The organism is Patescibacteria group bacterium (assembly GCA_028716045.1).
Classification (GTDB): domain Bacteria; phylum Patescibacteriota; class Patescibacteriia; order JAQUQO01; family JAQUQO01; genus JAQUQO01.
In genome coordinates this window covers 176407-197963 of the sequence record JAQUQO010000001.1, presented here as the reverse complement: position 1 = coordinate 197963, position 21557 = coordinate 176407, and the positions used below count along the sequence as shown (strand labels likewise).

The 21557-nt window shown below is 40.7% G+C and carries 27 protein-coding genes; 12 read left to right on the top strand and 15 right to left on the bottom strand.

The features are described from left to right. Nucleotides 1–54 precede the first annotated feature (54 nt). The 12 genes from gpmI to rpsB form a co-directional block, all read right to left on the bottom strand. The gene (gene gpmI / locus PHG22_00970) at nucleotides 55–1644 is read right to left on the bottom strand and encodes a 2,3-bisphosphoglycerate-independent phosphoglycerate mutase (GenBank protein MDD5490350.1); all 1590 of its coding nucleotides are present in this window, start codon (nucleotides 1642–1644) and stop codon (nucleotides 55–57) included. A 98-nt stretch (nucleotides 1645–1742) separates the two neighbouring features. Next, on the bottom strand, nucleotides 1743–2231 hold the full coding sequence (locus PHG22_00965) for a hypothetical protein (GenBank protein ID MDD5490349.1): 489 nt from the start codon (nucleotides 2229–2231) through the stop codon (nucleotides 1743–1745). A 123-nt stretch (nucleotides 2232–2354) separates the two neighbouring features. After that, nucleotides 2355–3233 (bottom strand): hypothetical protein, encoded by an 879-nt coding sequence (locus PHG22_00960; protein MDD5490348.1) that lies wholly within the window; start codon nucleotides 3231–3233, stop codon nucleotides 2355–2357. Between the two features lie 22 nt (nucleotides 3234–3255). Continuing rightward, nucleotides 3256–4530, bottom strand: coding sequence for a phosphopyruvate hydratase (eno, locus tag PHG22_00955; GenBank protein MDD5490347.1), 1275 nt, complete (start codon nucleotides 4528–4530; stop codon nucleotides 3256–3258). Between the two features lie 57 nt (nucleotides 4531–4587). Then, on the bottom strand, nucleotides 4588–4944 hold the full coding sequence (locus PHG22_00950; GenBank protein ID MDD5490346.1) for a four helix bundle protein: 357 nt from the start codon (nucleotides 4942–4944) through the stop codon (nucleotides 4588–4590). A gap of 31 nt (nucleotides 4945–4975) precedes the next feature. Beyond that, a complete protein-coding gene (locus PHG22_00945; protein MDD5490345.1) occupies nucleotides 4976–5764 on the bottom strand; it encodes an SIMPL domain-containing protein in 789 nt (262 codons plus the stop codon). Nucleotides 5765–5892: 128 nt separating this feature from the next. Further along, entirely contained in the window at nucleotides 5893–7080 is a 1188-nt protein-coding gene (locus PHG22_00940; GenBank protein ID MDD5490344.1) for a phosphoglycerate kinase, read from the bottom strand. 12 nt (nucleotides 7081–7092) lie between these two features. Further along, nucleotides 7093–8106: a type I glyceraldehyde-3-phosphate dehydrogenase gene (gene gap, locus PHG22_00935; GenBank protein MDD5490343.1), complete on the bottom strand. Its 1014-nt coding sequence runs from the start codon at nucleotides 8104–8106 to the stop codon at nucleotides 7093–7095. Between the two features lie 286 nt (nucleotides 8107–8392). Further along, nucleotides 8393–8686 (bottom strand): hypothetical protein, encoded by a 294-nt coding sequence (locus PHG22_00930; GenBank protein MDD5490342.1) that lies wholly within the window; start codon nucleotides 8684–8686, stop codon nucleotides 8393–8395. A gap of 143 nt (nucleotides 8687–8829) precedes the next feature. Next, nucleotides 8830–9666, bottom strand: a complete 837-nt coding sequence (gene ricT / locus PHG22_00925) for a regulatory iron-sulfur-containing complex subunit RicT (protein MDD5490341.1) — start codon at nucleotides 9664–9666, stop codon at nucleotides 8830–8832. Between the two features lie 183 nt (nucleotides 9667–9849). Beyond that, complete coding sequence (gene tsf / locus PHG22_00920) at nucleotides 9850–10665, bottom strand: translation elongation factor Ts (GenBank protein MDD5490340.1); 816 nt, start codon at nucleotides 10663–10665, stop codon at nucleotides 9850–9852. Between the two features lie 120 nt (nucleotides 10666–10785). Next, entirely contained in the window at nucleotides 10786–11520 is a 735-nt protein-coding gene (rpsB, locus tag PHG22_00915) for a 30S ribosomal protein S2 (protein MDD5490339.1), read from the bottom strand. Between the two features lie 540 nt (nucleotides 11521–12060). On the opposite strand from rpsB, the gene PHG22_00910 reads away from it, so the two are divergent. The 7 genes from PHG22_00910 (at nucleotide 12061) to PHG22_00880 (ending at nucleotide 15940) form a co-directional block, all read left to right on the top strand. Continuing rightward, nucleotides 12061–12432 (top strand): hypothetical protein, encoded by a 372-nt coding sequence (locus PHG22_00910; GenBank protein ID MDD5490338.1) that lies wholly within the window; start codon nucleotides 12061–12063, stop codon nucleotides 12430–12432. An 18-nt stretch (nucleotides 12433–12450) separates the two neighbouring features. Further along, nucleotides 12451–12666, top strand: coding sequence for a hypothetical protein (locus PHG22_00905; GenBank protein ID MDD5490337.1), 216 nt, complete (start codon nucleotides 12451–12453; stop codon nucleotides 12664–12666). 13 nt (nucleotides 12667–12679) lie between these two features. Next, complete coding sequence (locus tag PHG22_00900) at nucleotides 12680–13111, top strand: hypothetical protein (protein MDD5490336.1); 432 nt, start codon at nucleotides 12680–12682, stop codon at nucleotides 13109–13111. A gap of 9 nt (nucleotides 13112–13120) precedes the next feature. Beyond that, nucleotides 13121–13858 carry a hypothetical protein gene (locus PHG22_00895; GenBank protein MDD5490335.1) on the top strand — a complete coding sequence of 246 codons (738 nt, stop codon included), beginning with the start codon at nucleotides 13121–13123 and terminating at the stop codon, nucleotides 13856–13858. A 240-nt stretch (nucleotides 13859–14098) separates the two neighbouring features. Further along, on the top strand, nucleotides 14099–14434 hold the full coding sequence (locus PHG22_00890; protein ID MDD5490334.1) for a hypothetical protein: 336 nt from the start codon (nucleotides 14099–14101) through the stop codon (nucleotides 14432–14434). Between the two features lie 354 nt (nucleotides 14435–14788). Beyond that, nucleotides 14789–15217 carry a hypothetical protein gene (locus PHG22_00885; protein MDD5490333.1) on the top strand — a complete coding sequence of 143 codons (429 nt, stop codon included), beginning with the start codon at nucleotides 14789–14791 and terminating at the stop codon, nucleotides 15215–15217. Between the two features lie 12 nt (nucleotides 15218–15229). Continuing rightward, complete coding sequence (locus PHG22_00880) at nucleotides 15230–15940, top strand: hypothetical protein (protein ID MDD5490332.1); 711 nt, start codon at nucleotides 15230–15232, stop codon at nucleotides 15938–15940. 110 nt (nucleotides 15941–16050) lie between these two features. Here PHG22_00880 and PHG22_00875 read toward each other — a convergent pair whose 3' ends face one another. From PHG22_00875 to PHG22_00865, 3 genes are all read right to left on the bottom strand, one after another. Then, nucleotides 16051–16239, bottom strand: coding sequence for a hypothetical protein (locus PHG22_00875; protein ID MDD5490331.1), 189 nt, complete (start codon nucleotides 16237–16239; stop codon nucleotides 16051–16053). 190 nt (nucleotides 16240–16429) lie between these two features. After that, nucleotides 16430–16747: a hypothetical protein gene (locus PHG22_00870; protein MDD5490330.1), complete on the bottom strand. Its 318-nt coding sequence runs from the start codon at nucleotides 16745–16747 to the stop codon at nucleotides 16430–16432. 162 nt (nucleotides 16748–16909) lie between these two features. Further along, nucleotides 16910–17164 carry a hypothetical protein gene (locus PHG22_00865; GenBank protein ID MDD5490329.1) on the bottom strand — a complete coding sequence of 85 codons (255 nt, stop codon included), beginning with the start codon at nucleotides 17162–17164 and terminating at the stop codon, nucleotides 16910–16912. Between the two features lie 183 nt (nucleotides 17165–17347). On the opposite strand from PHG22_00865, the gene rpmE reads away from it, so the two are divergent. The 5 genes from rpmE to PHG22_00840 all read left to right on the top strand — a co-directional run bounded on the left by rpmE (nucleotide 17348) and on the right by PHG22_00840 (nucleotide 21527). Next, nucleotides 17348–17632: a 50S ribosomal protein L31 gene (gene rpmE, locus PHG22_00860; GenBank protein MDD5490328.1), complete on the top strand. Its 285-nt coding sequence runs from the start codon at nucleotides 17348–17350 to the stop codon at nucleotides 17630–17632. Nucleotides 17633–17787: 155 nt separating this feature from the next. Next, entirely contained in the window at nucleotides 17788–18144 is a 357-nt protein-coding gene (locus PHG22_00855) for an endonuclease domain-containing protein (protein MDD5490327.1), read from the top strand. A gap of 145 nt (nucleotides 18145–18289) precedes the next feature. Then, nucleotides 18290–19342 carry a peptide chain release factor 1 gene (gene prfA / locus PHG22_00850; GenBank protein MDD5490326.1) on the top strand — a complete coding sequence of 351 codons (1053 nt, stop codon included), beginning with the start codon at nucleotides 18290–18292 and terminating at the stop codon, nucleotides 19340–19342. Nucleotides 19343–19728: 386 nt separating this feature from the next. Beyond that, nucleotides 19729–20610, top strand: a complete 882-nt coding sequence (gene prmC / locus PHG22_00845; GenBank protein MDD5490325.1) for a peptide chain release factor N(5)-glutamine methyltransferase — start codon at nucleotides 19729–19731, stop codon at nucleotides 20608–20610. A gap of 113 nt (nucleotides 20611–20723) precedes the next feature. After that, nucleotides 20724–21527, top strand: coding sequence for a hypothetical protein (locus tag PHG22_00840; protein MDD5490324.1), 804 nt, complete (start codon nucleotides 20724–20726; stop codon nucleotides 21525–21527). Nucleotides 21528–21557 lie beyond the last annotated feature (30 nt).

The window sequence follows — 21557 nt, the reverse complement described above, 5'->3', positions numbered from 1 at the left end:
ACTACGGCAGCAGTTTCGACGGTAGTTCGTAGTCCATTAGCTATTAGCGATTAATTAGACTAAACTTTTCCCTGCCATTTCTCTTGGTTTTGATATATTTAAAATCTTTAAAATAGTCGGTGTTATATCTGCCAAAATACCTTTGGATATTTTCTTTCCCTTTTTAAATTTATATTTCTTGCCGGCCAAAATAAATGGTACCGGATTTCTTGAATGCTCCGTCAAAATTTCTTTTTTACTTTTATCATACATGCTCTCCGCGTTTCCATGGTCGGCGGTAATAATTGCCAAACCGCCGTTGCTAACCGCCTCACGGGAAATTTTACCAATACATTCATCAACCGCTTTTATGGCCTTAACTGCGGCCGCTAAATTTCCTGTATGGCCCACCATATCCGGATTAGCGAAATTAACCGCTATAAAATTATATTTGCCAGACTTTAAAGCCCCCACTGCCCGACTGGCTATTTTAAAAGCACTCATCTCTGGAATCTTATCATAACTGTCAACATGGGGAGAAGGAATCCTCATTCTCTCTTCTTTACCGATTGGGTCAGCATGGCCACCGTTGATAAAATAAGTGATGTGGGCGTATTTTTCACTTTCAGCGATATAGAGCTGTCTTAAACTATTTTTCCCCAAAACAAACGGCAAACTTTTTTCCACGTTATGGCTTGGAAAAGCCGTCCAAATGTGATTTAGGTCCGGACCAAAATCAGTCAAAGCGCAAAAACGGATATTTTTTAAAACTTTTTTTCTTTTGAAAACCCGGCCATTACTTTTTTCGAAATTCGCCTGCACAAACGGCTTGGCGAGCTGTCTTGCCCTGTCACTTCGTAAATTAAAAAATATTACGGCGTCCTTATCGCCAATCGTTGTCAAGGGCTTTCCGGCGGCGTTAACGATAACTGTCGGTTTGATAAACTCATCCGTTTCTCCGCGATTATAAGCGGAAGTGATAGCTTCCATTTCATTTTTTGCCTTAAGACCCTTGCCTAAAACCATAGCGTTATAAGCGGCTTCAGTTCTTTCCCAATATTTATTCCGGTCCATGGCGTAAAAACGCCCGATGATGGAAGCGATTTTTTGTTCTGGAAACATCCGTTGTTTTAATTCTTTAATCAGCCGCGGAGCGGCAAAGCGGGTCGTATCGCGCCCATCGGTAAAAAGGTGCAGAAAAACTTTTTTTATACCCGACTCATGAACTAACTTCAATAAAGAATATAAATGTAAAGGATAAGCGTGCGCGCTTTGACCATTAGAAAGCAGACCCATTAAATGAACTTTGCTATTATGTTTTTTCGCGTATTTTAAGGTCTCTTTAAAAGCGGTATTCTTAAAAAAAGTTCCGTTCTTAATCGCTTCGTTAATATAAACCACGTCCTGTTTGACGATTCTGCCAGCGCCGATATTCAAATGACCGGCCTCGGAATTGCCTTCTTGATTTGGCAAAAGGCCAACGTTTTTACCGTGAGCAAACAAAGTGGTGTGCCAATAATTATCCCAAAAATGATTGAAATTTTTGGGATTAGCCAAGGCAATGGCATTACCCTTTTTTTCTTTAGATAAACCCCAGCCGTCAAGAATAATCAAAACCAACGGGCTATTGTTCTTATTTTTTCTAATCTTTCCGCGTTTAATCATATTATGAATGAATAATAGCAAATATCAGCGATTTTTTCAAAAATAAAAACCGCCCGTTTATAATAAGGGCGGTGTTTTAATAAACTCAAAATGTACTGTCAACGATACTCGCATCGCCAGCCGTTACAAAAGTAGCCGGTACTTCTGTCAGGCGACATCTTTTGCTCCTCCTTGGTAGGAGCGGCAGACTTGCTTTTTTTGGCTTCAATAGCCTTAGTTACTTTTTTCAGGATGTCCGGATCGTTAGCAATAATCTCTTTTAACTGCTGGCAATCAAAATTTTTAACCTGCTCGATTTTACTGTCTTGCGAATTACTTGCTTGCTGATTCTGTTTTGACCCCTCCAATCTGTTTAAAAAACTGGCACACTGATCTTTGGGCACACACCAGTCCCTGCAACATATCTGGTTTTTCCCCGGGCAGCCGCTTTCGGTGTCAAAATTGCAACTGACGAAGGCAAGCATTACCTCGGCTTTTTCCTCGGGCAAAGGCGAGGGGGTTTTGGATTGCACGGCGACGCTTCCTTGAATCAAAAGCATAATAATCGCCAAATTAACGATAATAACCACCATCTTAAAAGCTTTCATTGACTTCTCCTTTCTGGTTTAAATAATTTCTCTCCAAAATTTTCTTTATAAAAGAACGTCTTTTTTGACTCTCCTCTCTTAATATACGTCAATTTTAAAAAATGTCAAAACACTAAAAGATTATCAGGGAAAGACAAGCGGAATAATTTTGTCCTTCTCTTTATTCAAAAGGTCAAGAATTGTCGTATATGTTTCGTGCATCTTTGGGGTGATGATACCATCTGACAATTTTTGATTAATCAAAAATTTTAGAATCTTGATTGCTTCTTCGTGAGTTTGAGAACTTCGTTCCCGAAAGGCCTGGTATTTATCAACTAAAATTAGCAACTGATAACGGTCAATGCTTTCAATGGCTGCCGCGCCGCCATGCCCTTCTTCCAAATTAATCTTGGCCGGATTATGTCCTTCGAGCAAATGGTGCGAAGCGGCAGTATTGATAATTTCCTCATCTAACCACTTGCTTTTGCCCTTTTCCAAAATCTTGTTCTCTTTTAAAATATCGTAGGTCCAATAAATATGGCGCGCCCAAAATTCTTGCATCTTTTCTTTGCCGATATCAATGCCCAAACGGGTGAAAAAAGAACCGCCAGAGGGGCTTAATTTAATCTTTTCACGTTTCAAGGCTTCTTTAATGGTTAGTTCTTTCATCCCCGTGAATTTTTTATTGTTAAACATAACACCGGCCACGAATAAACGTTCCTCGGAATTGGCGTCAGCCGGCCCGCTTTTGCCGATATCATGGAGAAGGGCAGTTATTTCAAGTTTTTGCGGAGAGAGGTTTAATCTAAGTTTTTCATTGAGCGGCTGGGCCAGAGCTTTAATAATTCTTGACATAATCACCGCATCTTTGAAATGCGGATATTCGGTCTGGTTAAGTTCAGTAAGACGTTCTGCTAAATCCGGATAATCTTCAATTTTAAAACCAGCTCTTTCACATTCCTGTCCGACATCAAACTCGGGCGAAGGATTAAGTTCAGGTCTTTCTTGGGGTTTTTCTTTCATATTTAAAATACTTGTTTAAGCATTATCTTAATTCCTCCTCAATTTCCATTAACCGATTATATTTTTCCACTCGCTCACTGCGGGACAGCGAACCGGTTTTGATAAATTCCGAATTGACTGCCACGGCCAAATCAGCGATGGTGGTGTCAGCTGTCTCGCCCGAACGATGGGAAATGCTGGTTTTATAGCCATGCTTCTGCGCTAATTTTATCGCGTCAATCGTTTCCGATAAAGTCCCGATTTGATTGACTTTGATTAAAATGGCATTGGCCACTCCCGTCTTTATCCCCTGCCGCAACCTCTCGCTATTGGTCACAAATAAATCATCGCCGACCAAAATCACTTTTTTGCCGATTTGGCTGGTCATCTTCCGCCAATTTTCCCAGTCGTCTTCCGCCAGCCCGTCTTCAATGGAAATTACGCCGTATTTTTTCGGCCACGCTTTATATTTAGCGATTAAATCTTTGTAAAACAATTCTCTGACTTTGCCGGTTTTATTCCAATCCGCTTTATCCCAGCGATAGCCGCCGGTTTTATCATTATGAAATTCCGAAGCCGCCACATCGCAGGCAGTAGCCACGTCTTTGCCTAATTTATAGCCAGCTTTTTTAATCGCTTGGATAATGAGTTCAAACGCCGCTTCGTTGCTTTTTAAATTCGGCGCGAAACCGCCTTCATCACCCACGGCCGTCACTTGCTTTTTGGATTTGAGAATTTTCTTTAACGCCTGAAATATCTCGGCGCCGACTCTCACCCGCTCTTTCATCTTCTTGCCAAGCGGAACAATCATAAATTCCTGCAGGGACAAATTGTTATCCGCGTGTTTGCCGCCGTTAATAATATTCATGGTCGGAACGGGCAATTTCCAGCCCTTATATTTTAAACGGTAAACGCCACGAATATATCTATAGAGCGGCTGTTTTTTATAATTAGCTCCCGCATGGGCGCAAGCCAAAGACACCCCCAAAATCGCATTAGCTCCCAGTCGGCTTTTGTTTTTCGTGCCGTCAAGCTTGAGTATTTTCTCGTCAATTTCCCGCTGGTTTATAATATTCATTCCTTTCAATCTGGGAAATATTTTCTTATTAACATTATTTACCGCCCTTAACACGCCCTTACCGCCGTATCTTTTTTTATCACCATCGCGCAATTCCAAGGCCTCGTGTACTCCGGTGGAAGCGCCCGAAGGAACCGAAGCAACGCCAACCGTTCCGTCAGTTAAAATTACTTTCACAGATATAGTGGGATTACCGCGGGAATCGAGAATTTCGCGGGCATGGATTTGTTTAATTTTCATAAAAAAGCTTACGGTCTACGGCTTACTGACTACAGCTAAAACCGCTAACCAATATAATTATTTCTTAATTGAATTTACCAAAGCATTTATCTTAGCCGCCAACATATTTGCTTCTGCATAAAGCGCATCAAAGTCATCTTTCATCATAAACTCTTGATCTAAAGCAATATACAAAGCGGCAATAACCTCATCTAAAGAAGCAACGGATATTCTTAAAAATCTAATAAATTCCATATCCGACTTTCTATCACTCCCCTCTGCGATATTTAAAACAATAGAAATGGCGGCACGTCTTAATTGAGAAACTAACCCAAAAATTTCTTCTTTGGGGAAATTCTTGGTTTTTCTGTAAATTTCTCCCGCAAAAGAACGACTTAATTGCCAAATTTCTAAATTTTCAAATCTAAAACTCATAAGCTGTAGTCGGTAGTCTGTTAGCTATCAGCTATTTTATCTCGTAAACCACCGTGGCGTAGACGCTGATTTCCAAACTGCCGCTTTGAATATCCGGAGACGGCATGCCTCCGGCGGATTCAGCGCTGATGGCCTTCATACTGTCATAACGATAATAAGGCGGCTCGACACCACCACTGCTCTCCGAAAAAGAAACGATTTTCCCCAACTTAACTCCCGATATATCTGCCAGCGCTTCAGCTTTTTCTTTGGCGTTTTCCAGGGCCTTTTCTCTCGCTTCCTGACGCAAAGACTCTGGCTCATCAATAGTAAATTCCAGCCCGCCTATTTGGTTAGCGCCGAGTTCCCCGGCCTTAGCGAGAATTGCTCCGACATTATCTAAATCGCGTATTTTAATCGTCAATTGCTGGCTAACCTCATACCCCAAAAGTTTGGTACCGCTTTCGGTATAATCATATTTGGGATAGATATTATAACTAGAGGTCTCCATATCTTTGGCCTCTATTTTTAAATCCTTAAACGCTTTGATAATAGTATTGACTTTCTCGGTATTTTCTTTTTGAGCATCGGCCACTTGTTTCTTCTCCGTGGTCAAACCAATGCGTACCATGGCGATATCGGGAATGGCGGTGACTTTGCCTTCGCCGGAAATGGTAATGGTATCACGCATAGCTTCGGGACGGCCGATGTAGGAATAAGATTTAATTTTGGAAACAATGGTCACCCCCAACCAGCCAATTACTCCTAAAAAAACTAACACAATTAAAATGGTACCGACTGCGCCAAACCATTTACACTTTGGACAAATTTTGTCTAACATAAGTTTTGAATTATGAATTAAGAATTATGAAACAAAAATTGTTTACTATACCCCCCCCTGACAAGGGGGGTTGGGGGGGGTTAATCAATTCTCAAACCCCCATAGTCCCTCTTATCAGGGGGATAAAATTAAAAACCCAACGCTTTAATCCCTGGTAATTTTTTTCCTTCCAAGAATTCCAGCATCGCTCCCCCGCCGGTGGAAACGTGGTCAATGTATTTAGCCATCTTGGTCGCGGCTAAAACGTCCAATGTCTCTCCCCCGCCGACTACGCCAAAAGCCCGACCCGATGAACGCGCGGCCACCAACCGGCCCAAGGCGATACTGCCGTGGCTGTATGTTTTATTCTCGTAAAACCCCATGGGACCATTCCAGACAAGCGTGTTGGCTTTACGAATTAACTTAGCAAAAAGCTTAATGGTCTCCGGACCGATATCTAAAATCATTTCGTTTTCCTTAACGGCTTTTATCTGGCGGACAATTGGCTTGCCGTTCTTATTTTTAGCCACTACCACATCAACCGGCAAAACTATTTTTCTATTGGCCAAAAACTTTTTAGCCAATCTGACGCCCTCTGGTTCTACTAAAGATTTCCCGACTTCATATCCCTTGGCTTTTAAAAAAGTGTTGGCTAAGCCCCCACCGAGTAAAATATAATCGGCTTTGGATAATAAAAATTTTATCATGCCGATTTTCGTGGAAACCTTCGCGCCGCCCATCATTACCAGCAGGGGACGACGAGGATTTTTCACTACGCGGTTCAACGCCTCCACTTCTTTCTCCATTAAAAATCCGGCGTAGCTCGGCAGATACTTGGTAATAGCCACCGTGGACGCCTCGGCGCGGTGGGAAACGCCAAAAGCGTCATCTATATACAATCTGCCTAAACCCGATAAAGAGCGCGCGAATTGGACGCCATTTTTATCCTCCCCCGGATGAAAACGTAAATTTTCTAAAAACAAAATTTCGCCCTTACCCATCAAATCAACGACTTTTCTGACGGCGGAAAAATTCCAGCTCTCCATATAACCGATTTTCTTCTTATCTTTTGGCAAAAGCCGCTTCAAACTCTCTACTGCCGGCGCCATTCTTAACCCCTTCGCAAACTTTCCTTCGGGACGGCCGAGATGAGATAGTAAAATAATTTTCGCGCCTTGTTTTAATAAAAACTCAATGGTCGGCAAAGACGCTTTTATTTTACTGTCATCGGCAACAATAATTTTACCCTTATTATCTTTGGCCAGCGGCGCGTTAAAATCCACCCGCAATAAAACTCGCTGACCGGATAAATCCTGAAGGTTTTTTATGGAACGCATATTTAAATGTTATTAAATTTTTCTGCCGACTTCCCTTGCCAATTCCGCCAAGCGGTGCGAATAACCTAATTCATTATCATACCAAGCGATGACTTTTACCAAATCGCCATCAACCACTTTTGTTAAAGATAAATCAACAACAGCCGAATATTCATTGCCGATAATATCAGATGAAACAATCGGCCTGTCGGTGACCGCGAGTATATTTTTGTAAAACGGGTGCTTGGCCATCTTTCTAAAAATGTTATTTACTCTCTCCACGGTCGTCTTCTTTTTTGTCAAAAAAGTGAAATCAGACAGCGAACCCACGGCCACTGGCACGCGGATAGCGAGGCCGTCAAATTTGCCCCTGATAGCCGGAATAATTTCGCCGGTAGAAATGGCAGCGCCGGTAGTGGTGGGAATAATATTGATGGCGGCCGAGCGGGCGCGGCGCAAATCCTTGTGCGGCCCGTCCACTAAATTTTGGTCGGCGGTATAGGCGTGAATGGTGGTCATCAACGCTTTTTTAATTCCAAAATGGCTTTGGATAATCGCCGCCACCGGAGCAATACAATTGGTGGTGCAAGAAGCATTGTTTATCACCTTTTCGCTTTTCTTGTATTTATGGCTGTTCACTCCCAAAACATAAGTCGGCACATGGCCGCCTTTGGCCGGAGCGGAAATAATCACTCTCTTGGCGCCGGCGGTGAGATGTTGGCTGGCTCCTTCTTCATTAGTAAAAATGCCGGTGCATTCCAAAACCACATCAATGTTCAATTCTTTCCACGGCAAATTCTTGGGGTCGCGTTCGGCAAAAACTTTGATTCTCTGGCCATCAACAATAATCTCGTTTTTGGTAGCTCTAACCTTACGGTGATACTCATGATAAACTGAATCATACTTTAAAAGATAAGCCAAGGTTTTAGCATCGGTCAAATCATTAACCGCTACCCACTCAATCCCCTCTTTGCCAAATCCGGCTTTAAAAGTAGTGCGGCCAATACGGCCAAAGCCATTGATAGCCACGCGTATTTTTTTAGACATAAGATATTGTGATTAGTTTTTAACTTATATTTATTATAGCAAATTTTAGAGAAAATAACCAAACTCCAAACACCAATAAAGAAGAGAGAAAATTGGATAATAATAAAAATTCTCCCCCTTAGCTAAGGGGGAGCGAAGAGGGAGTTTGTTATTTTAAAATCCAACCACCCCCTTCCCCTCCTTGTCTAAGGAGGGAAAAAATAATGATTGGTTCAATTTTAAACTGCGTTAAAATAAAAAACCGCCCATATTTATAAGCGGTTTTGAAAGAACAAATGGTTAAAAATTAAGCATCGTAATCTTGAACAATTTCTGTGTCATCAATAGTGCGGTGGAGTATCATCTTTTTCCGGACGGGAATTTTTAAGTTTGCCGCGCCTCCTCCAAGCTCAAAAACGAAATCATGCTCACTTAAACGTAATTCAACTTCCCTAAGTTTGACGTTTTGGGCATCTAAAACGGCTTCAATCCTCTCAAACCTTTTGTTTCGCGCCGTCAGTGCGGATTCAATTTTTTCAAACCTCTCGCGTTGCTCCTTTTGCATGGATTCAAGTATTTTTTTGAATTCTAACTCATCCATTACTACTCCCTCCTTCTCTATCTTTAAAAATTTTCCCAAATTAAAAAATCATTTATTATCAAGAAACAATCCATATGTCTTCAATATAACTCAAATTGCCAGTCAAGTCAAATTGTATTTACTATACCGCTATATCAATAAATCTATTTTTTTATCTCGTTCGCCGGCACTGTTATAATCGTATCCTCGTCCAACTGAACTTTTACCGCTTGCTTTAAAATCTCATGGCCAATCACCTTGCCCTTGCCTTTGGATGTCTTGACGGTGCTATCAATAGCCGGCAATTTCTTTTTTAATTCCTCGTAAATCGGCAATTCGTAGCGCAAACAGCATTTCAGTCGCCCACATTGCCCGGATAATCTTTCCAGCCCGCGATGCGCCACCTGTTGTTCATAAGCCATTTCCGTATTAACGCCGCCGTAATTTTCTCTAAGAATTTTTTTACAGCAAAGCGTCCGGCCGCAAGGGCCGACATCGCCGGATATTTTGGCTTCATCGCGCACGCCGATTTGGTGCATCCGGATGGATTTCTGAAAACGGCGAGTTAAATCTTTGACTAAATTTCTGAAATCAATGCGCCCGTCGGCGATAAAAGCGAAAGTTATCCGCCCGCCGTCATAAGAAAAATGAACGTCCACGAGTTTCATCGGCAAACTGTGTTTTTTGATGAGCTGACGACAAACCTCCATGGCTTCGTCATGACGCGACTCGTTCTCCCGCGCTTTGTCCAAATCTCCGGAAGTGGCGCGGCGGACAATCGGCTTGATTTCCTCCGGCGAACCGGCCTGTTTCTCTTCTTCCGACGGCTCTTTCAAGAGCTCCTTTACTCTTTCCATGGTAGTGAAACCATCTACTTTCCCCAGTTCCATTCCCAGTTCCGTTTCCACAATAACATAATCGCCGACATTGAGAGTTTCATCGTCGGTCGTAAAATAATAAACTTTATGCCAATGGGTGAATTGTACCTTGAGCACGCGCATAAAAATAAATTTTAATTTAGGAGTGAGAAATTGGTCTTAAATCCCTCTTTACCTCCCCTGCCTGCCGGCAGGCAGGCTTTTGAGAAAGGGAGATAAGAATGTCCTCCTCCTTTGTAAAAGGAGGTGCCCTGTCCTAAGCTTGTCGAAGGGGCGGGGCGGAGGATTTTAAACCTTTATGCTTTTTTAATTTAAACTAAAACGGAAAAAATCCTTAATTTTGACTCCCCGGCCGTCAAGCAGCTGGCCGACAGTCAAATCTTCATTTTTGATAAATACTTGATTGAGCAGACAAATTTCTCCGTAATATTTTTCCATCTTCCCCGCCAAAATTTTATCAATGATATTCTCCGGCTTGCCTTCATTTTTCAATTGCTCGCGATAAATTTCTTTTTCTTTGGCAACTTCCTCGGCTGGAACATTCTCCGGGCTTAGATATTTAGGATTGGAAGCGGCAATATGCATAGCCACGTCATAAGCCAGCTCATCCTCTCCGGATTTATCCAGCGCCACGAGCACGCCGATTCTCCCGCCCAGATGGGAATAAGCGGCGACTGTGCCGCCGGAGACAAGAGCGCATCTTTTGATGTCCAATTTTTCGCCGATAACACCGCTCAAACTGCCGAGAGAATCCTTTACCGTATTGCCGTCAGCCAGCGGCAAGTTAAATAAAGAATCTAAATCTTGCGGCTCTTTATTTTTAAAAAGATTAAAAACTTCTTCGGTAAATCCCAAAAATTTTTCGTTGCGGGCGACAAAATCGGTTTCGGAATTAAATTCCACCATATACCCCGTGGTCTTATCGCCATTAGTTCCGACTTTGACAATGCCTTCTTTGGCTTCTCTCTCGGCTCTTTTGGCGGCTTTGGCGATTCCTTTCTTTCTTAAAATTTCCTGTGCCTTATCCACGTCCCCGCCGGATTCTTCCAGCGCCTTTTTACAATCCAAAATTCCCGCGCCGGTTAATTCGCGAAGTTTGACAATATTTTGGTCAACGGACATATAAATATAACTATTAGTAATTGATAACTATTCAGCCCCCTGATAAGGGGGGAAGGGGGGGTTACGCTTTTTCTACGGTTTTAAACCCCTCTAACTCCCCTTGTCAGGGGAGAACCCCTGTTACTTTTTTTCTTTTTTGACTTTTTCTTCCTTCTTTTCTTCTTTGACAACAGCTCCTTTGCCTTCTTTGACCGCCGCCGACGCTAAATTTAAAATAAGTTCAATTGACTTGCTGGCATCATCATTGGCCGGAATCGGATAATCAGCCATTTCCGGATTGACATTAGTGTCGCAAACCGCGACTATCGGGATATTTTTAGCTCTGGCTTCCCTGATGGCGGTTTCTTCCTTTCTGACGTCAACTATAAATAAAGCCGTGGGAATTTTTTCTAAATTTTTAATACCACCAACAACCTTATCCATTTTTTCCGCTTCGCGATTAATAACCAACTGCTCTTTCTTGGTGTATTTTCCCAACTCGCCGGAAACGCGCTCGGCTTCCACCTTTTTCAATTTTTTGAGCAAACGGGAAATAACGCTGAAATTGGTAATTGTTCCACCCAGCCAGCGCTCGGTCACATAAGGCATACCGCAATCCTCGGCGGCTTTTTTCACCAGGGCCTGCGCCTGCTTTTTGGTGCCTAAAAATAAAATGACACCGCCTTTTTGGGCAGTTTCTTTGAGAAAATTCAGAGCTTCCTCAAGTTTAACCTGGGTCTTCTCCAAATCAATAATATTGACACCGTTTCTTTGGCCAAAAATGTATTGGCCCATTTTAGGATGCCAGCGCGACGCTTGGTGTCCGAAATGCACGCCCGCTTTGAGCATCTCTAAAAGAGATGGAATCTTGGTCATAAATTTTTTCCTTTTAGGCCTCCATTTTAGTCATCTTATTTGGCAAATCCCAATCCCGAATGCTCGGGATGAGACAAGGCCGCCAAATAATCCTAAAATGTGAGAGATTTAATAAGTAATACCGATTATAACATAGGGCAAAAATCTTGGCAATGGGTTGAATTTTTGAGGTGAATGGGATAAAATAAATATGTTCGTGAAAGTATTACTGTAAATAAAATACGGGAGGTTATACCCCTTGGGGGTATAACCTCAATTTACTAAAAATTTTATCATATCTTAGCGCAAAAAACAACAAGTTGGGATATAGGTAGTTATATGAAATATACTTTTCCTTTTCGCCAGACGGCGACATTTTTATATAACAAACGAATTCGATTTTTCAATTTAATAGGGGGATAAAAATGTCTACCAATAAAATATTGGCAGACATTTTTTAAATACTACTATTATTGCTAAATATATTGCGGACACTTGACAAAATTTTAGCAATAATATACAATAAGATTATTAATAATAAGTAACTAAAACTTAAAATCTATGCCAAAAGCAATCATTAAATCTAAGACGGGATCATCTATAACAATAGAAGGAACAAAAGAAGAGTTGGCCGCCATACTATCCGACTTTGAACGTTCATCTGTAGTACGAGAAATAAGAACAAAGGCAACCAAGTCTATCGTAAAGAAACGGGATGAAAATAAAAGACGCGCGGCTTCAGATCTTATTGTTGAGCTACGAGAAGAAAACTTTTTTTCTAAACCTAAAACTCTTGGAGAAATCGCATCTAAACTTGAACAAATGGGCTATATTTATCCCACTACTACATTATCAGGTGTAGTGATAGGGCTTGTACAAAAAAAACTTTTGGGTCGCAAAAAAAACGACGGGAAGTGGGTTTATGGTAGATAATTTTAAATATTATATATTATGAAAAAGAAACAACAAAAAGTCAGTCTTGCCGAAAAAATATTGAAGGTGATTAGCAAACATTCAAAAGCTGCCGAAGAAATCCAAAAAGAGCTTAAGGATAAGTTTGGTTATAAAGAAAAACCCGAAGACATCAGAGTAAATTTACTCTATTTGCTCAGAAGGGAAAAAATTAAACGTGAAAAAGATGACACTATTTATAAATATCATATTTAACTTCGCAACCTGTATGAAAATACAAAACATATGTAACAAGCTTACACAAATTATTACACTCGCCGAAGAATGTCGTTCTAATTTAGAAAAATTAAATTATAAAAATAATACCACGACACGCCAACCACACAAACCAGCTTTAGCCAATACTCAAAAATCAAAAATAAATTTCAACCAAAATTCGAGGGCATTTTTTAAAGAATACGGAAAAGGATTAACTGGCCCTAAAAGATTTGTACTGGTTGTGGCATATCTTTCAAAAAGTAAAAAGAAGTTGGATGTGACGAGCGAAGATGTAAAAACCTGCTGGAACAAACACAGTAGACTGTTGGGGGGGAAACTGACAACTGGTATATATGGCACCAGGGCAAAAGAGAATGGCTGGCTTGATGCCACAAAAAATGGTTCTTATCACCTCACTGCACGCTGGGATGAAATTTTCTAAACACGACCTATGAACTTCTCTAAAAACCTAAAAGCATTCTTAAAAACATTCCCGCTTAAAGATTTGAGCGGGCAGCAGATGTTTTTGATAATTGCTGCGCACTGTGCAAAAGGCCGGGTATCACATGAAATCACTATTTCAGATATTCGCAGTCACTGGCCGAAAGTGCTAACAAAAAAATCTTACAATCCGGTTTTTTACAACCGCGCCCAACAGCAGGGCTGGGTAGACCCAGTCAGACCTGGAATATGTCTCGTAAATGAATCTGGTATCCAACACCTCACCGATATAACTATTTTTGAACAAAATAGTATATTATCAACCTCTAGCCAGCTTTATATTTTTGACAAAAAAAGTACGCATACTTTTGATAAATTCTTGCGTAGCATATTCGCTAATACAAAGCTAAGGGTCATGGTGGCGGATTCGTGGGTTGATGAAACAATCTTTGATAATGTATTAGATAGTATACCAAAAAATCTAGAAATTAAACTAATTTATGGCCAAAAAAGAGGATCCTTCGACAGCCGCGTTGTCCGTTTTAAAAAAGAATATAAAAAATTTAACGATAAAAAGTATAGCGACTTACATGATCGCTGTATAATTATTGATGATATAGGTTATATTCTCGGTCCTTCTATCAAAGATGCCGCATCCAACAGTCCAGCATTAGTAGCAAAATTAAATAGCAAAGATTCAGCTATATTGATAAAATTTTTTAATGCTTTGTGGATGAAGGCGAAATAAACTAATCAACAAATTTAGCTATGGGGCATTCACCCCTATCCCCTCTGCCCCTTCGCTAAAATTGAAAAATCGAATTCGTTTGTTATACAAAAACAAACCCTAACGGGCCGAAAAAGAAAAACATACATCATATAACGGCGTATATCTGGTTACGGCTCTTGCAGAGCCTCCACCCATACCCCGCTTAGCGGGGCATCAGATACACGCAAACGTTATGTGGAATAATAAAAATTAAAAAATATGGAAAAATTTGAAAAGGAACATCCCAAAAGTCGAGTTGACGAAGCCAAAGATATGATTTCCGGGTCTCCAGAAAAAATTGAAAAGGAATTTCAAGAAACGGCAAATTCTTGGCTGGCGTGTTTTGGCAGTCGTGTTTTTGTCATAGAAACATATCTGTCTGGCAAAAAGGCCGAAGATGAACTCGGTTCTGAAAAATATAATGCCGTTATGGAAAAATTGGAAACTTTAAAACAAAAACTTTACGCTTTAAAACGGCAATATCCCGACAAAAGCACAACTCCGCCAGACAAAATCAAGCAAGAATTATTAGAGATGTTAGATGTACTAAAATAAAAAAGCTGGGTCAAGAATCGACCCAGCTTCGTAGTTTACGCACTTTCAGACAAGGGTTTTACCCCGGTCGGTAGTTGGCACGCCAGTCTTCATGGGCCCTGTTTACCCTCCTTGGTAATACAGCCGTCAAAACGGCCGTGAAACCGAGAAAGCACAAAAACCCAGAAAATTGTTCCGGCATATAACCAGACACCCCACATAAAAATACGCCTAAGATAAAAACGAACATTCTTTGCTTCATTTTTTAATCCTCCTTTTTATACTAGTATACTTACTGGATACCATCACAGTGTAGCACATTATTCCAAAAATGTCAATACTGACGCCAAAAATAAAAAATTTTAACCAAAAATTATGGATATTGAAGTAGATTACAACCCCACGCCCAGCACGATGTTTTTTATATCAGTTTCCGTGAATGAAAAGGAGGCTATTTCTTTTGACTATACAACCAAAGCCCATCGCGTAGTCAAACAAGTGTTAATTGATAAAAAACCATTCCCTGCTGACCGGCCGATATCTTCTGAATGGGACGCATTAGTTTTGAAAGACGGAAAATTTATACAAAAATATCATGTTAAATGGATAAATATGGGCAAACAAGATTGGTGCAATGATGAAATTTGGGAAACCGTGAAAGAACAACTCATTTCAGACGAACTATCAAAAAAGTTGCTTAATTATTCAAGAATCATTTCGGATAACTATGGGAATTTGCACAAATTTTCTAACGAGATGAAAAGCTTTGAGCAACTCTTATCAAAAGAAATGGCTAAATTTTAGTAAGCTATCATTATGAACGAAACCGGAAAAAGATTAGGGATTATTAAAAAATTATTTTTCTACTTTGATAAACATATTTTTGAGGGCATTTTACTTACCGGCTCAATGGTTCACGGAAAATTCTTTTCTGTCACGGCAAAATCTGATATTGATGTAATTTTTATTATTAAAAAGAAAAACGTCGGTCTGATTAAAAAAGAAAGTTTCTTTAACAATTCAAAATATTTTGTTGACGCTAAATTAGAACTTTTAAAAAAGGGCGTTCTTTTTTGGTGCGATCAGAAGATAAATAATGTAAAAATTAACATGGGTTTTTGTACTTGGGATTATTTTGAAAAATTTTGTAATCTGAATGCTAAACTTTGGAAAGGTTCTAGCCACCATGGAGATATTAAACCTTTGAAAATAAAAACAATCAACGGCTTACTTGTTGACGAGGCTATAAATGTTAAAGAATACAAAAAAATCTTCATACGGACATACAAAAATTACATCAATAATGTATTGGTAGCGAGACCCTTCTTTTCAAATTTGATTTGCTGCGATATTTTGTTTGACAAAAATAATCATATCAAGCAAAATTTAGATAAGTTAAAGAAAAAATTAATTAGACTATACGGTTTAGATAATGTATTTGAAAATATCTTGGATTCTGTTTTAAAAAAGTGTTCTTCTGATTACAAAAAAGAATTAAAGCTTAGCCTTCTGCGGGCTCAAAAATAAATACGCCCAAAAAATAACAAGTCGTAATATTGTTATTTTTTGAAAAGAAAAAGACGACCCCGCGTTGGTGGGTCGTCATAGCTTCCGTAGAAGCAAATCTTTTACGAGATTCATCCGAACAAAGTTTTCAAGGCTTTCCTTGCTGCCTTCTTGGTCGGCCAGGTAGCCGCATCGAAAACACTTTCGCTCCACTCGCCTTCAGGCGTCAGCCATTCGCCATCATGATTTTTACCGCCCCGCTGAATCATGTAGCCAGCTGCAATCTTGTCGGTTACAAAGGGCTTCTTATTGTCCTCCATTGTCTGCTCTCCTTAAATAGTTGATTGGTTATACTTAATTTATAGTATAATACTATAGCACATCATATAAAATAAGTCAAGGGTCTGAATAATATCCAACTTAGATTAATAAAAAAAATCCGTAGCTCTTTGAACCACGGATTTTTTGAGAAATTTACTTCTTTGCCATCTCCTCTTTTGCCCGCTGCTTTTAACTTTCCTTTACTCGCCGAATCAATTCCTTCATTGCTTGCTCGTTGGCTTTATCAGCCCACTCCGCTACTTCTTTGAGTGAATTGAAGTGATTTGCCGGTTTCTTTCCACGGCCCAGACCATCCGCGATTCCGCTAAAATAGCCAAGGGCTACATCTTCGGTTACTGGTTCAAAATCTTTAATACCCACATTAAGGTTGCGAAGAAAAAATTTGGCTTCTTTATCTCCGGGTTTAGCATCTTCGGGGCTAACAACCACAACGACTCCATAAGAAGAAGACGCACTTATAACTCTAAAGGTCTCTGTTTCGGCCATTACTTTATCCTCCTGCTTGTTATTAATTTACATCATAATAATATAACAAATCATGAGTATTCTGTCAACCCTCGGCTTGTCAAGACCCGTCGGTCGCGACTGGCTTGTCTTGACAAAAAAAGCCTACTTGACATAATTGTCTTTCGGCTTAAATATGGTTAGTTATATTGGCTTTTCTTGTAGCCCCAAAAATGTTGCTCCCGAAACTCTTTCCCGCTTCTCTCTGCCACTATAAATTTCATAGTGAACAGTGATTTTAACGTCTCCACCTGGATCAAGTTTGGGGGTGAGCCCAATAGCCCTTACTGCTGCATCTACCAATTTTTTCTTTAATTGATCGACTTGATCTGACATCAACCCTCTGTCTACCCAACATTCGATATTAATGTTAACTTCTTCCTTATTTTTGTTTGGCATTAGTGTCACCTCTTTCATTTTAAAATTTTGAAATGTACTACAAGTAAAATCCTCATCGCTTTTAACCTTAACATGTATTTAATTAAAGGTCAAGCCCCTGACCCGTCGGTCGCGACCGACGGGTCTTGCCAAAAAAATCGGGCTGTGATACACTGGGAATACTATAAAATTTTAAATGCCAATATGAAAAAAGGAATTCATCCTGAATATTTCAATGACGCCAAGGTGACTTGCGCCTGCGGCCATTCTTTTATTACCGGCTCCACGCAAAAAGAAATTAACGTTGAGCTTTGTTCGGCGTGCCATCCTTTTTACACCGGCAAACAGAAACTTGTTGACACTGCCAGGCGCGTGGAAAAATTCAAAGAAAAAGCTGGTAAGAAAGAAATCGCCTCCAAAACCAGAAAAGGCAAAAAGGCCAAACACGCCGCCCGTTCCGCCAAAAGAGCCGCTAAAAACGAAAAGTAGCTGATTTTAAAATACACCAAACCGTTCCGCGTAGTCGGGACGGTTTTTGTATGATAAAATAAACTAAATCCCCTCTCCCTTTCTCAAAAGCCTGTCTGCGGTTCGACTGAGCTCACCGAAGTCCGGTAGGCAGGGGAGGATTTAAGACCAACCCCATGCGCTATTATAGCCCTAAACTTAAAAACGCATCTAAGGCCCTGCGAGGCAACATGACTAAAACGGAAATAATTTTGTGGAGTAAAATCAAAAATAAACAAATAAACGGTTTACAATTTTACAGACAAAAGCCCCTTGGAAAATACATCGTGGATTTTTACTGCCCGACAAAGAAACTGATTATAGAAATTGACGGGGGACAACATTTTGACAAAGATAATATCATCAAAGATGCCGAGAGAGAAAAATATCTAAAACAGTCCGGCTTAAAAATTCTGCGATTTACTAACTTGGATATTTTTTACAATATGGAGGGTGTGATTGGAAAAATAATGCGGGAAACAGAAGAGGGCTAAAATCCTCCACCCCGCCCCTTCGACAAGCTCAGGACAGGGCACCTCCTTTTACAAAGGAGGAGGACATTCTATCTCCCTTTCTCAAAGGGAGTACCCCGGAGGGGGGAGGGATTTAAGACCAACCCCCTAAAAAAATATTTTATTTATGGACGAAAAAATACTAAAAAAATTAGACGAAGCGGTAGTTAAATTCCGCCAACTAGAAAAGGACCTTACCGACCCCTTGGTTATTAATGACCCAAAAAAATTAAAAGCCGCCTCGCAAGAGTTTGACGAATACCGAGAATTCGCGGAGCTCAAAAAAAAATTGGATAAAATAAAAAAAGGAATTAAAGACGCCGAGGAAACAATCAAAGAATCCGAGGAACCGGAAATGAAAAAGCTGGCCGAAGAAGAATTGGAAATTTTAAATAAAGATGAAGAAAAAATAGAAGCGGAAATAAAAACGGCGTTTAAACCCAAAAATCCTTTGGATAAAAAGAATGTCATTATGGAAATCCGCGCCGGCACCGGCGGAGACGAATCCGCGCTTTTCGCCGCCGACCTTTTCCGCATGTACTCCCGCTATGCCGAAAAGAGGGGCTGGAAAACCAAACTACTCTCTTCTAATAACATCGGCATCGGTGGATTTAAAGAAGTTATTTTCAGCATCAGCGGCAAAGACGTTTACGGCAACCTGAAATACGAAATGGGCGGACATCGCGTCCAGCGCGTTCCGGAAACCGAAAAAAGCGGCCGCATTCACACTTCCGCCGCCACCGTCGCCGTCCTGCCCGAAGCCGAGGAAATTGATTTTAAAATTGAACCGAAAGATTTGCGTGTAGACACTTTCTGCGCCGGCGGCCACGGCGGCCAAAGCGTTAATACCACTTACTCGGCAGTACGCATCACTCACCTGCCGACTAATACCGTCGCTTCCTGCCAAGACGAGCGTTCGCAATCGCAAAACAGAGAACGGGCCATGCAAATCTTGCGCTCGCGCCTTTTGGCTATGGCTGAAGAAAAAAGACAGAAAGAACTGGCCGCTCAAAGGAAAGAGGGCGGTAGCGGCGAACGCGGAGACAAAATCCGCACTTACAACTTCCCGCAAGACAGAATTACCGACCACCGCCTCAAACAAAGCTGGCACAATATCCAAACTATTCTAGACGGCGGATTGGACCAGATAATTGAGGCGCTAAAAGCACAGGAAGTTTAAAATTGACAAATTTTCAATATCTTGATAATCTATAAATACAACTTGTCCCCATTCTTTTGCCCTTATTTTAAGGGTTAAAGGAGGGCGAGCGAATTTTAAAGGGCGGGAACTGAACCTCCCCTCCCCGCAAAATTCGCTCTTTTTTATTTTATGTTTATACTATTGTAAGAGTCCAAAATTTGGTTTTAATGAACTCAATCAAGCCGTCGAGGGAGTAAATAATCTATATGTATTAGAGATTGCTTCACCCCGCTAAAGCGGGGTTCGCAATGACAATTTAAAATACTTTTTACGCCCCACCGGCAAGCAAAGTGGACTATCCTTTAGTTGGAATGTTTTTGTTTTTATGTTTTTATGTTCCCATGCTTCCATGTTATACTTAGGTCATGACTATCAAACAAGCGCTTAAGAAATACGCGACTGAACTGAAAAAATTCTCCTACTCCCCCGTTTTAGATACGGAAGTCCTTTTACAATTCATTCTGAAAAAAGACCGCGTTTTTCTTTACGCGCATCCGGAAATAAAACTTTCCGTCTCGCAAGCAAAAAAACTTAAAAAACTGGCAGCGCGAGCGAAAAAACACGAACCCATCGCTTATCTTGTCGGGGAACAAGAATTCTATAAATTAAACTTTAAAGTTAATAAAGACGTCCTCATCCCCCGCCCCGAAACCGAAACTTTAGTTGAAGAAGCAATCAACTATATTAAAAAATATAAATTAAAATCCATTGCTGACATCGGCACCGGCTCCGGCGCCATTATTGTGTCTATTGCCAAAAATACTGACCTTAAAAATTATTACGCCACGGACATTTCCGCCAGCACTCTGAAAATTGCCCGCCAAAACGCTGGTCGCCACGGCTTAGAAAAACAAATTACTTTTCTCCAAGGAGATTTACTAGAACTAATTCATAATTCAACCTTCGTCCCGAGCTCAGGTCGAGGGAAATTCCTAATTCCTAATTCTAATTTTATTATCGTTGCCAATCTCCCCTATCTCAACAAAAAAGAAATGGCCTTTCCTGGATTAAAATACGAACCGCGCGGAGCGCTTGACGGCGGCCCGGACGGCTTGGATAAATTCCGTGAATTCTTCGCGCAATTAAAATTGCTCAAATGCCAGCCCCAAATTATTATCTTGGAAATCGGCTGGAAACAAGCGGCGAGATTGAAAAAACTTGTCCCTAAAAATTACCGTGTCCAAATAAAAAAAGACCTCTGCGGCCGCGAGCGGGTGATGGTTTTGAAGTATTGTCAAAAAAAATAATATCTCTTGACAAAATAGTGATAATACGATAAGCTATGGAGAAGTTTGTTTTTTGAAATAACATAAAGGAATTGTTTTAAAAACCATAAAAAACCACAGGGAGAATTAGAACCATGAAAAAAATTTTAGTTGCGACGATTTTTTTTATTGCTTTTGCGAATCCGCTGGCGAAAGCTGAAACGGAGAAAAAAGTTTATCTGGAAGAAAGGACTCTTATTGTGTCCACAGTTGAGCAACGCATTCCCGACGTGCCTGAAGGCATTTCCGCCGAAATGGCCTACAAACTCGTAACGGGTGAACAAAAAGAATTTGTCATTAAAGATGTAAGGAGGGAAAACATCTATCGTTTTTCTTTCCCTATGCAAGAGATGGCTGTTTTCTCAAATCGGACAGTAGGCTATAGCCAAGAACACTGGGTTGAAATTTGGGATACCCGAACGGAAAGAAAGGCGGAGTGGGTACTCACCTTTTTTATGTTTATAATACCTGCCCTGTGTATTTTAATAGTCAGTTTAGTAAACCAGCTAAAGGCCAAGGGGGGTAGAAGACTTTTTGTTTTCTACGCTGCTATACTTATATCTGCCGCCTTAGCCGCGGGAGTAGGTTGGTTCGCGGATAAGGGCTGCCTGATGGATAAAAAAGATGCTATGTTTTTGAGTGCGTTAGTGGGTCTATCCGCGGGTGCGGTCGGGTGCGGATTTGCAGGTTCATTCGCGACCGAAATCACCCTAAACTCCTCAATCGCAGGACTAATAGCGGGTATGCTCGTAGGCGGATTTGTAGGTATATATGCAGTCCGTGGTATAATCGCCCCTTACATTATGCTTATTGTTGCCAGTGAAATAGTTGCCTTCGCCATATCCCTTAGTATTAAAAAATTGCTGCCAACAGTTAAAGGGTGGCTGACGACTGACTAAATTAAAAAACAAATTAAAGCCGACATCACA

What these genes read in the sequence shown, in the direction of transcription:
- PHG22_00870 (MDD5490330.1), bottom strand. Translation starts at nt 16,747, where the DNA reads ATGGCCGAAACAGAGACCTTTAGAGTTATAAGTGCGTCTTCTTCTTAT.
- PHG22_00840 (MDD5490324.1), top strand. Translation starts at nt 20,724, where the DNA reads ATGAAAAAAATTTTAGTTGCGACGATTTTTTTTATTGCTTTTGCGAAT.
- PHG22_00945 (MDD5490345.1), bottom strand. Translation starts at nt 5,764, where the DNA reads ATGTTAGACAAAATTTGTCCAAAGTGTAAATGGTTTGGCGCAGTCGGT.
- PHG22_00910 (MDD5490338.1), top strand. Translation starts at nt 12,061, where the DNA reads ATGCCAAAAGCAATCATTAAATCTAAGACGGGATCATCTATAACAATA.
- gpmI (MDD5490350.1), bottom strand. Translation starts at nt 1,644, where the DNA reads ATGATTAAACGCGGAAAGATTAGAAAAAATAAGAACAATAGCCCGTTG.
- PHG22_00865 (MDD5490329.1), bottom strand. Translation starts at nt 17,164, where the DNA reads ATGCCAAACAAAAATAAGGAAGAAGTTAACATTAATATCGAATGTTGG.
- rpsB (MDD5490339.1), bottom strand. Translation starts at nt 11,520, where the DNA reads ATGACCAAGATTCCATCTCTTTTAGAGATGCTCAAAGCGGGCGTGCAT.
- rpmE (MDD5490328.1), top strand. Translation starts at nt 17,348, where the DNA reads ATGAAAAAAGGAATTCATCCTGAATATTTCAATGACGCCAAGGTGACT.
- PHG22_00890 (MDD5490334.1), top strand. Translation starts at nt 14,099, where the DNA reads ATGGAAAAATTTGAAAAGGAACATCCCAAAAGTCGAGTTGACGAAGCC.
- PHG22_00900 (MDD5490336.1), top strand. Translation starts at nt 12,680, where the DNA reads ATGAAAATACAAAACATATGTAACAAGCTTACACAAATTATTACACTC.
- eno (MDD5490347.1), bottom strand. Translation starts at nt 4,530, where the DNA reads ATGAAAATTAAACAAATCCATGCCCGCGAAATTCTCGATTCCCGCGGT.
- PHG22_00880 (MDD5490332.1), top strand. Translation starts at nt 15,230, where the DNA reads ATGAACGAAACCGGAAAAAGATTAGGGATTATTAAAAAATTATTTTTC.
- PHG22_00855 (MDD5490327.1), top strand. Translation starts at nt 17,788, where the DNA reads ATGCGCTATTATAGCCCTAAACTTAAAAACGCATCTAAGGCCCTGCGA.
- ricT (MDD5490341.1), bottom strand. Translation starts at nt 9,666, where the DNA reads ATGCGCGTGCTCAAGGTACAATTCACCCATTGGCATAAAGTTTATTAT.
- PHG22_00895 (MDD5490335.1), top strand. Translation starts at nt 13,121, where the DNA reads ATGAACTTCTCTAAAAACCTAAAAGCATTCTTAAAAACATTCCCGCTT.
- PHG22_00885 (MDD5490333.1), top strand. Translation starts at nt 14,789, where the DNA reads ATGGATATTGAAGTAGATTACAACCCCACGCCCAGCACGATGTTTTTT.
- prfA (MDD5490326.1), top strand. Translation starts at nt 18,290, where the DNA reads ATGGACGAAAAAATACTAAAAAAATTAGACGAAGCGGTAGTTAAATTC.
- PHG22_00965 (MDD5490349.1), bottom strand. Translation starts at nt 2,231, where the DNA reads ATGAAAGCTTTTAAGATGGTGGTTATTATCGTTAATTTGGCGATTATT.
- PHG22_00930 (MDD5490342.1), bottom strand. Translation starts at nt 8,686, where the DNA reads ATGGATGAGTTAGAATTCAAAAAAATACTTGAATCCATGCAAAAGGAG.
- prmC (MDD5490325.1), top strand. Translation starts at nt 19,729, where the DNA reads ATGACTATCAAACAAGCGCTTAAGAAATACGCGACTGAACTGAAAAAA.
- tsf (MDD5490340.1), bottom strand. Translation starts at nt 10,665, where the DNA reads ATGTCCGTTGACCAAAATATTGTCAAACTTCGCGAATTAACCGGCGCG.
- PHG22_00940 (MDD5490344.1), bottom strand. Translation starts at nt 7,080, where the DNA reads ATGCGTTCCATAAAAAACCTTCAGGATTTATCCGGTCAGCGAGTTTTA.
- PHG22_00960 (MDD5490348.1), bottom strand. Translation starts at nt 3,233, where the DNA reads ATGAAAGAAAAACCCCAAGAAAGACCTGAACTTAATCCTTCGCCCGAG.
- PHG22_00950 (MDD5490346.1), bottom strand. Translation starts at nt 4,944, where the DNA reads ATGAGTTTTAGATTTGAAAATTTAGAAATTTGGCAATTAAGTCGTTCT.
- PHG22_00905 (MDD5490337.1), top strand. Translation starts at nt 12,451, where the DNA reads ATGAAAAAGAAACAACAAAAAGTCAGTCTTGCCGAAAAAATATTGAAG.
- PHG22_00875 (MDD5490331.1), bottom strand. Translation starts at nt 16,239, where the DNA reads ATGGAGGACAATAAGAAGCCCTTTGTAACCGACAAGATTGCAGCTGGC.
- gap (MDD5490343.1), bottom strand. Translation starts at nt 8,106, where the DNA reads ATGTCTAAAAAAATACGCGTGGCTATCAATGGCTTTGGCCGTATTGGC.